Origin of the sequence: Sphingomonas sp. (assembly GCF_003248515.1) — a bacterium.
Lineage (GTDB): Bacteria > Pseudomonadota > Alphaproteobacteria > Sphingomonadales > Sphingomonadaceae > Sphingomonas_I.
In genome coordinates, this window is sequence record NZ_QFOB01000018.1 from 47,857 (window position 1) to 54,931 (window position 7,075).

Annotated in this window: 6 protein-coding genes; 4 read left to right on the plus strand and 2 right to left on the minus strand. The window is 64.5% G+C overall.

What is annotated here, in order from left to right; translation table 11 throughout:
- Window positions 1-95: 95 nt before the first annotated feature.
- From pgi to murA, 4 genes are all read left to right on the plus strand, one after another.
- Window positions 96-1,595 (plus strand): glucose-6-phosphate isomerase, encoded by a 1,500-nt coding sequence (gene pgi, locus DI605_RS19755; protein WP_293977230.1) that lies wholly within the window; start codon window positions 96-98, stop codon window positions 1,593-1,595.
- Window positions 1,596-1,859: 264 nt separating this feature from the next.
- Window positions 1,860-2,765 (plus strand): phasin family protein, encoded by a 906-nt coding sequence (gene phaP / locus DI605_RS19760; RefSeq protein WP_293977232.1) that lies wholly within the window; start codon window positions 1,860-1,862, stop codon window positions 2,763-2,765.
- A gap of 199 nt (window positions 2,766-2,964) precedes the next feature.
- Entirely contained in the window at window positions 2,965-3,288 is a 324-nt protein-coding gene (gene clpS, locus DI605_RS19765) for an ATP-dependent Clp protease adapter ClpS (protein WP_171747100.1), read from the plus strand.
- A 241-nt stretch (window positions 3,289-3,529) separates the two neighbouring features.
- On the plus strand, window positions 3,530-4,816 hold the full coding sequence (gene murA / locus DI605_RS19770; protein ID WP_293977234.1) for a UDP-N-acetylglucosamine 1-carboxyvinyltransferase: 1,287 nt from the start codon (window positions 3,530-3,532) through the stop codon (window positions 4,814-4,816).
- A 238-nt stretch (window positions 4,817-5,054) separates the two neighbouring features.
- On the opposite strand, the gene DI605_RS19775 is transcribed toward murA, so the two are convergent.
- Entirely contained in the window at window positions 5,055-5,549 is a 495-nt protein-coding gene (locus DI605_RS19775; RefSeq protein ID WP_293977236.1) for a Rid family hydrolase, read from the minus strand.
- Between the two features lie 146 nt (window positions 5,550-5,695).
- Window positions 5,696-7,075 (minus strand): TonB-dependent siderophore receptor (locus DI605_RS19780; protein ID WP_293977238.1); only part of this gene is annotated, 1,380 nt, incomplete at its 5' end.

The window sequence follows — 7,075 nt, forward strand, 5'->3', positions numbered from 1 at the left end:
CCGCGGCCATTGCGGACCATGCGCGTGCCGGTCAAGTGTGGAACAAGCGACGCCTGCCGCGTTTCTGGCCGGGCATCCCGCTGGAGGACGATTTCATGGTCAAGAAAACAGATTACGCCCCGATCTTCGATCTGCCGCAGAGGCGGCTTCTGGATCTGTTCGCGGCGGAGCCAGAGCGGCTGGGCAATCTGTCGTTCGATGCCGCCGGCATCCATTTTGATCTTTCCAAGACGCATCTCGACCAGCCGATGATCGCGGCCTTCCTCGCGCTGGCGGCGAAATGCGATTTCGATGGGCATCGTCGGGCGCTTTTCGCAGGCGAGATCGTCAACCCGACCGAAGGCCGCCCGGCCGAGCATCCGGCCGAGCGCGGCGTGGGCAAGGCGGAATCGGTGGAAAGGGCCAAGGCCTATCAGGCCCGCATGCGTGCGCTGATCGATGCGATCGAGGGCGAGGCGCTGGGGCCGATCCGCCATGTGCTGCAGGTGGGCATCGGCGGTTCCGCGCTTGGCCCGAATCTCCTCGTCGATGCGCTTGGGCGCGATTCCGATCGCTATGACGTCGCGGTCGTCTCCAACGTGGATGGCGCGGCGCTGGACGAGGTGTTCAGGAAATTCGATCCCAGCGCGACCCTGCTGGCCGTCGCCTCCAAGACCTTCACCACTACCGAGACGATGATGAACGCCGAAAGCGTCATCGCCTGGATGCAGGAGGGCGGGGTGGAGGATCCCTATGGCCGCGCCGTGGCGCTGACGGCCGCGCCCGACAAAGCGATGGAATGGGGCATAGACGAGACGCGCATCCTGCCTTTCGCGGAAAGCGTCGGCGGGCGCTATTCGCTGTGGTCTTCGATCGGGTTCGGCGCGGCGCTTGGCCTCGGCTGGGACGCCTATGAGGAACTGCTGGAGGGCGCGGCCGAGATGGACCGGCACTTCATGCTGACCGCGCCCGAGAAGAATCTGCCGCTGATCGCGGCTTTCGCCGATCGCTATTATGCGGTGGTGCGCGGTTACGAGACGCGCGCCGTCTTCGCCTATGACGAGAGGCTGCGCCTGCTGCCGAGCTATCTCCAGCAGCTGGAAATGGAATCGAACGGCAAGGGCGTGACGATCGAAGGCGCGCCGCTGGATATCCCCTCTTCCCCGATCACATGGGGTGGCGTGGGCACCGACGCGCAGCATGCCGTCTTCCAGCTGCTCCACCAGGGCGTCCATGTGCTGCCGGTGGAGTTCATCGCCTCGATCGATCCCGGCCATTCGCTGGACGACGGGCATCATCACGCGCTTCTCGCCAGTTGCTTCGCGCAGGGCGCGGCGCTGATGGCGGGCAAGGGCAATGAGGATCCGGCGCGCGCCTATCCGGGCGATCGTCCCTCCATCACGATCCTGCTCAATCAGGTGGATCCGCGTACGCTGGGCGCGCTGATTGCCTTCTACGAGCATCGCACCTTCGCGAATGCGGTGCTGACCGGAATCAATCCGTTCGACCAGTTCGGCGTGGAACTGGGCAAGCAGATGGCGAAGGCCATCTCGACCGAGGGCACGGGTAATTTTGACGTATCGACCAAGGATTTGATCGCGCGCGCCTTTGGCTGAGGCGGGCGATTCGGTGAAATTTCCGGGGTAACGTGCGGGCCGGGATCCTTATTCCCGCCCGCGCGTTGCCGCACGGTGATCGATGATCACGCGACGGTAGCCTGTCCTTTTTGTGAGAAAGCCGCGCGATTTTGCCGCGGGGTGACGCGGGAAAATGTTTCCCGGGATCGCAGCTTTGTGATGTTTTTGTGCACTGCACAAAAATAGGTTGTATTTGCCGTCGGCCTCACATATTTGTGCGTTGCAGCAAGGGCGGAGAGAGCAGTGGAAAAGGAAGACCGCGCTCCAGTGATAGCCAAGGGTGAGGCGCCGAAGCCGGTTGGCCGCAAGGCGCCGGCAAAGGCCGCAACCCCTTCGATCGTTGCCGCGACCGAAAATGTCGTCGCTGAAAAGCCGGCACCCGCTCCTGTCGCGAAGGTGCAGGAAACGGCGCCTAAACCCATCGAGGCTCCTGCCAAGCCGGTTGCCGTCGCCAAGACGGTCGCGCCGGTGGAAGTGAAGGCGCCCGCCGAACCGAAGCCGGTCGCAAAGGCCGCGCCCAAGGCTCCGGCAAAGGCGCGCCCGGTCGTCAAGCCGGTCGCCCCCGTAAAGGCGAAGGCGCCCGTAAAGGTCGCTGCGCCCGTGAAGAAAGTGATCAAGGCCGTCGCGTCGCCGGCCAAGACTGTGGAATCGAAACCGGCGAAGCCTGCGACGCTCGCCACCACCGTGGAAGGAACACCCGCAATGGCCACCGTTTCAAAGCCCGCCGAAGCCACCGAAAAGGCCGCCGCGATGCTCGGCGAGATGAATACCCGCTTCAAGACCGCCTTCGAGAAGAGCTCGAAGCTGGGCGAGGAACTGGTTGAATTCACGAAGGGCAATGTCGAGGCGATCGTCGCTTCCGCCCGCGTCGCTGCCAAGGGCGGCGAATCGCTGGGTCAGGACGCCGCCGAATATGGCAAGAAGAGCTTCGAGAGCGCGATGGCGACCTTCAAGAGCTTCGCCGCCGTGAAGTCGCCGACCGAGCTGTTCCAGTTGCAGTCCGATTTCGCCAAGTCCTCGTTCGACAGCGCCGTCGCCGAAGCCTCGAAATTCTCCGAGTCGGTGATGAAGCTGGCCGGCGACGTGGCCCAGCCGCTCTCGACCCGCTACGCGCTCGCCGCCGAGAAGATCAAGGCCGCGACGCTCTGAACGGCTTTCGCATCGGGTCCTGTGGGCCCGCTGCCTGAACGGTAACGTTGCGTATCGAAAGGGCGGTCGCGGTGACGCGGCCGCCCTCTTCATTTCGGGCGCAACACTTGCAGCCGGCGGGCGGGCTGCATATTCTTGTCCGTCTCCCGCCACAGGACGCCGACCCTTGATGACCGATCGTTTTCCTCAACCGCTGTCGATGGCCGTGCGCCGCGGCGACGACGAGGGGACAGGCCTTGGCGTCGCGACCCGCACGCGCACCAAGACGAAGCAGCCTTCGCCCTACAAGGTGCTGATGCTGAACGACGATTACACGCCGATGGAATTCGTCGTCCTGTGCCTGCAGCGCTTCTTCAAGATGAGCCTGGAGGATGCGACGCGGGTGATGCTGCACGTCCACCAGACGGGCGTCGGCGTCTGCGGCGTATTCAGCTACGAAGTGGCCGAAACGAAGGTGACGCAGGTGATGGATTTCGCCCGGCAGAACCAGCATCCGCTGCAATGCACGCTGGAAAAGGCCTAGGCATCGGGATCTGGCTGGCCTGACGATCCGGGCGGTTCGCAAGCGTGCGGGCCTTTCGTTTTCATCGATATTCGCCTCGGATCATTCAGGCTGCCGCAGATCGGTTCCACCGCAGGGGGCTCGCTCCCTTCACGGCGAGCGCATCGTGCGGGGCCGATCGCGGCCGGACTGATCCCCGGAAATGCCCTGATCGCCTCTTAGGTATCTCGCCACCCGCCGCGCCCCGCGATAAGGCGGGATCATGGATCGCATCATCATTCGCGGCGGAAAGCCGCTCATCGGCACCGTTCCCATTTCCGGCGCGAAGAATGCAGCCCTCACCCTGCTGCCATGCGCGCTGCTGACGGACGGAAAGCTCACGCTTTCCAATCTGCCGCGCCTGGCCGACGTGGACAGTTTCGGCCATCTGCTGAACGGGCTGGGCGTATCCACCACGATCGCCGGGGCGACGTCGCCCAACGGCATCGATCGCGCGATCACGCTGCACGCGGCGGATATCGTTTCTACCGTTGCGCCCTATGATATCGTCCGCAAGATGCGGGCTTCGATCCTCGTGCTCGGTCCGCTGCTGGCGCGGGCGGGCGAGGCGACGGTTTCGCTGCCCGGTGGCTGCGCGATCGGCAACCGGCCGATCGACCTGCATCTGAAGGGGCTGGAGGCGCTGGGCGCCGAGATCGAGCTGGCGGCGGGCTATGTGAAGGCGACCGCGCCCCAGGGCGGCCTGCGGGGCGGGCGCGTGACCTTTCCGATCGTGTCGGTCGGCGCGACCGAGAATGTGCTGATGGCGGCCGTGCTGGCGCGCGGCGAGACGGTGATCGAGAATGCCGCGCGCGAGCCCGAAATCTCGGATTTGTGCCGCTGCCTTGTTGCGATGGGCGCGGAGATTGCTGGCATCGGCACCGAGCGGCTGGTGGTGCAGGGCAAGGACAAGCTGCACGGCGCCGAATATCGCGTGATGCCGGATCGGATCGAGGCGGGCAGCTATGCCTGCGCGGCGGGGATCACCGGCGGCGATCTGCTGCTGGCCGGCGCCAATGCCGACGATATGGGCGCGATCCTCGATCCGCTGCGCGAGGCGGGGCTCATCGTGACGCTTGAGGCGAACGGCATCCGCGTGAAGGCCGAAGGGCGGCCGCGCGCGCTGACGCTCTCCACGGCGCCGTTTCCGGCTTTCCCCACCGACATGCAGGCGCAGTTCATGGCGATGCTGGCGCTGGGCGAGGGGACCAGCGTGCTGACCGAGACGATCTTCGAGAATCGCTACATGCACGTGCCGGAACTCACCCGGATGGGCGCCGACATCCAGGTGCATGGCCGCACGGCGATCGTGAAGGGCGTGGCCGGGCTGGTGGGCGCGCCGGTGATGGCGACCGACCTGCGCGCCTCGATGAGCCTGGTGCTGGCGGGGCTGGCGGCCGCAGGCGAGACGCAGGTGCTGCGCATCTATCATCTCGATCGCGGCTATGAGCGACTGGAAGAGAAGCTCTCGGCCGTTGGCGCTGATATCGAGCGCGACGGGGACGGCTGAACAACCCGCGTCGGCGCGCGCTCGCTTGTCATGGGGCGATGGGCCATCGCCTTGTGTAACTCCCGCCATTGCGGCCTCGTTCAGGACGTAAGGCGGCAGTGCCGTCGATCCAGGTTATTCCCGCATCCGGAATATGCGGGAATAGATCCGACATGATGGAAACGCTCGTCGGAGCCCCCTGAAATCCGGGGCATCCGGATGGCGGCGGGCGGCGCATCGGCCCCGCCCGCCCGGTTGCTTACTTCACCTTGGCGGCGATCACCTCGATCTCGACCAGGAAATTCGGGCCGGCCAGCGCGCCGACCTGAATGGCCGAACGGGCGACGGTGTTCGGGTTGGCGGGCACGTTGAAGAAGGTTTCGAAAGCGGCGTTGACGCCTTCGAAATCCATCTTGCCGAGCTTGGGATCGGGCGCGAGGAACAGGGTCATCTTCACGATGTCCGACATCGCATAGCCGCGCTTTTCCAGGATCGCCTTGATCTTGGTGAACGCGCTCATCGCCTGCGTTTTGGTGTCGCCGAATTCGGTGGGCTTGGCCGGATCGACGGGCGAGGCGAGCTGACCCGAAACATAGAGCGTGGTGGCGCTGGCGGGCACCTCGGCGCTTTCCAGGATGCGCGCGGGCTTGCCGTTCGTCGCGGGCAGCGTGTTGCGGACAACGCCCTGCGCCGAAGCGGCGGTTGCGCCCAGCGTGGCGAGGGCGAGAAGCGATGACGCGACGAGCTTTTTCATCGGGAGAAACCTTTCCTGCGAGATGCCCGGAGCGGGCGGAAATCGGCGGGCGGATTGAAGCCTGTTCGGTGCCCCGCCGCAATGGCCGCGAACGAAAAAAAGCCCGGGACGAGGCTCGCTCGTCCCGGGCCTTTCAGATGATCGGATCAGAACTTCACGCCAACCTTTCCGTACCAGTAGCCGCCCATCACGCCATAAGGCGAACTGACCGGATATTTGGTGATGAAGGCGGTGGAGCTGAGCGAATATTGGGCCGCCCGGAATTCATCCGGATAGGCTTTCGGATATTTGTTGAAGAGGTTGTTCGCGCCGATTGTGAACTTGATCGCGCCGAACTTCACGCTGCCTTCCAGATCGGTGATGAAGGCCGATCCGGCGCTGATATAATAAGCGCGGTTGCCGTCCGTCGGGAAGGTCGTGAGGAACCCGCTGTTGGCATAATAGGATTCGCGCAGGTTCACCTCAAACCGGTCGAAGGTCCACAGCGCGCCGGCCGTGGCGCGCCACTTCGGCGTGGTGTTGGTGATCTGCGACTGGGCGTAGACGTCCAGAACCGCGGTCGTCTGGTTCACGCCCGAAGGCGGCGCGGCGACCTTCTTGATCTTCGTCCGGTTATAGTTGACCGCCAGCGACCAGTCGACGCGGCCGAGGCCGTCGATCGGCGTATAGTAATTGGCGAGGAAATCGAGGCCGGTCGTCTGCGTCTTCACGCCGTTGACGAAGCTGTTGATCGCCAGCGAACCCGATGCGCCGCCGTTGATGGCGTTGATGACCGACGTGATCGGCACGCCATTATTATAGAGAGCGGCGATCACGTTGGGCGAGATGATGCCGGTGCAGGTGCCCCGGTACGCGGCATAGGCGGCCTGCACATCCATGCCCGGCGTGTAGCCGCTCGGCAGGAAGCGGCAATTGTTGGAATAGCCGGTGAAGCCGCCCGACTGCACGATGCGATCTCGGATGGTGAGGCGATAGCCATCGAGCGTGACGGTGAGCCTGTCGATCGGGTGAGCGACGACACCGCCGCTGAACGATGTCGATTTCTCAGGCTTCAGGCCGCCGATGCCGAGTGCCGCAGCGCCGGCCGAGTTGGGCGCGAAGATGCCCGAGAGCGACGACACGCTGACGTTGATGCCCGAATAGAAGCCTTCGGCCAGCGTCGGCGCGCGGAAGCCGGTGGAAACCGTGCCGCGAACGGCCAGGGCAGGGGAGATGTCGTAACGGCTGGTGAGCTTGAACACCGTGGTATTGCCGAAATCCGAATAATGTTCGTGACGGACGGCGCCATCGACGAGCCAAGCCTCCAGTGGCTTCACCGATACATCGAGATATTGCGAGAAATTCTTGCGGCTGTTGGTGCTGGCGTTGGCGGGCGCATAGCCGAAGAAGGACTGGATGCCGCCCTGCAGCACGCCGCTGCCGACATAATAAGACGCGGGATCGCCGGCGCGGAGCTGATACTCCTCCCAGCGATATTCGAGGCCACCCGCGATCGTGACCGGGCTGGCGAGGCCGACCTCCAGTTC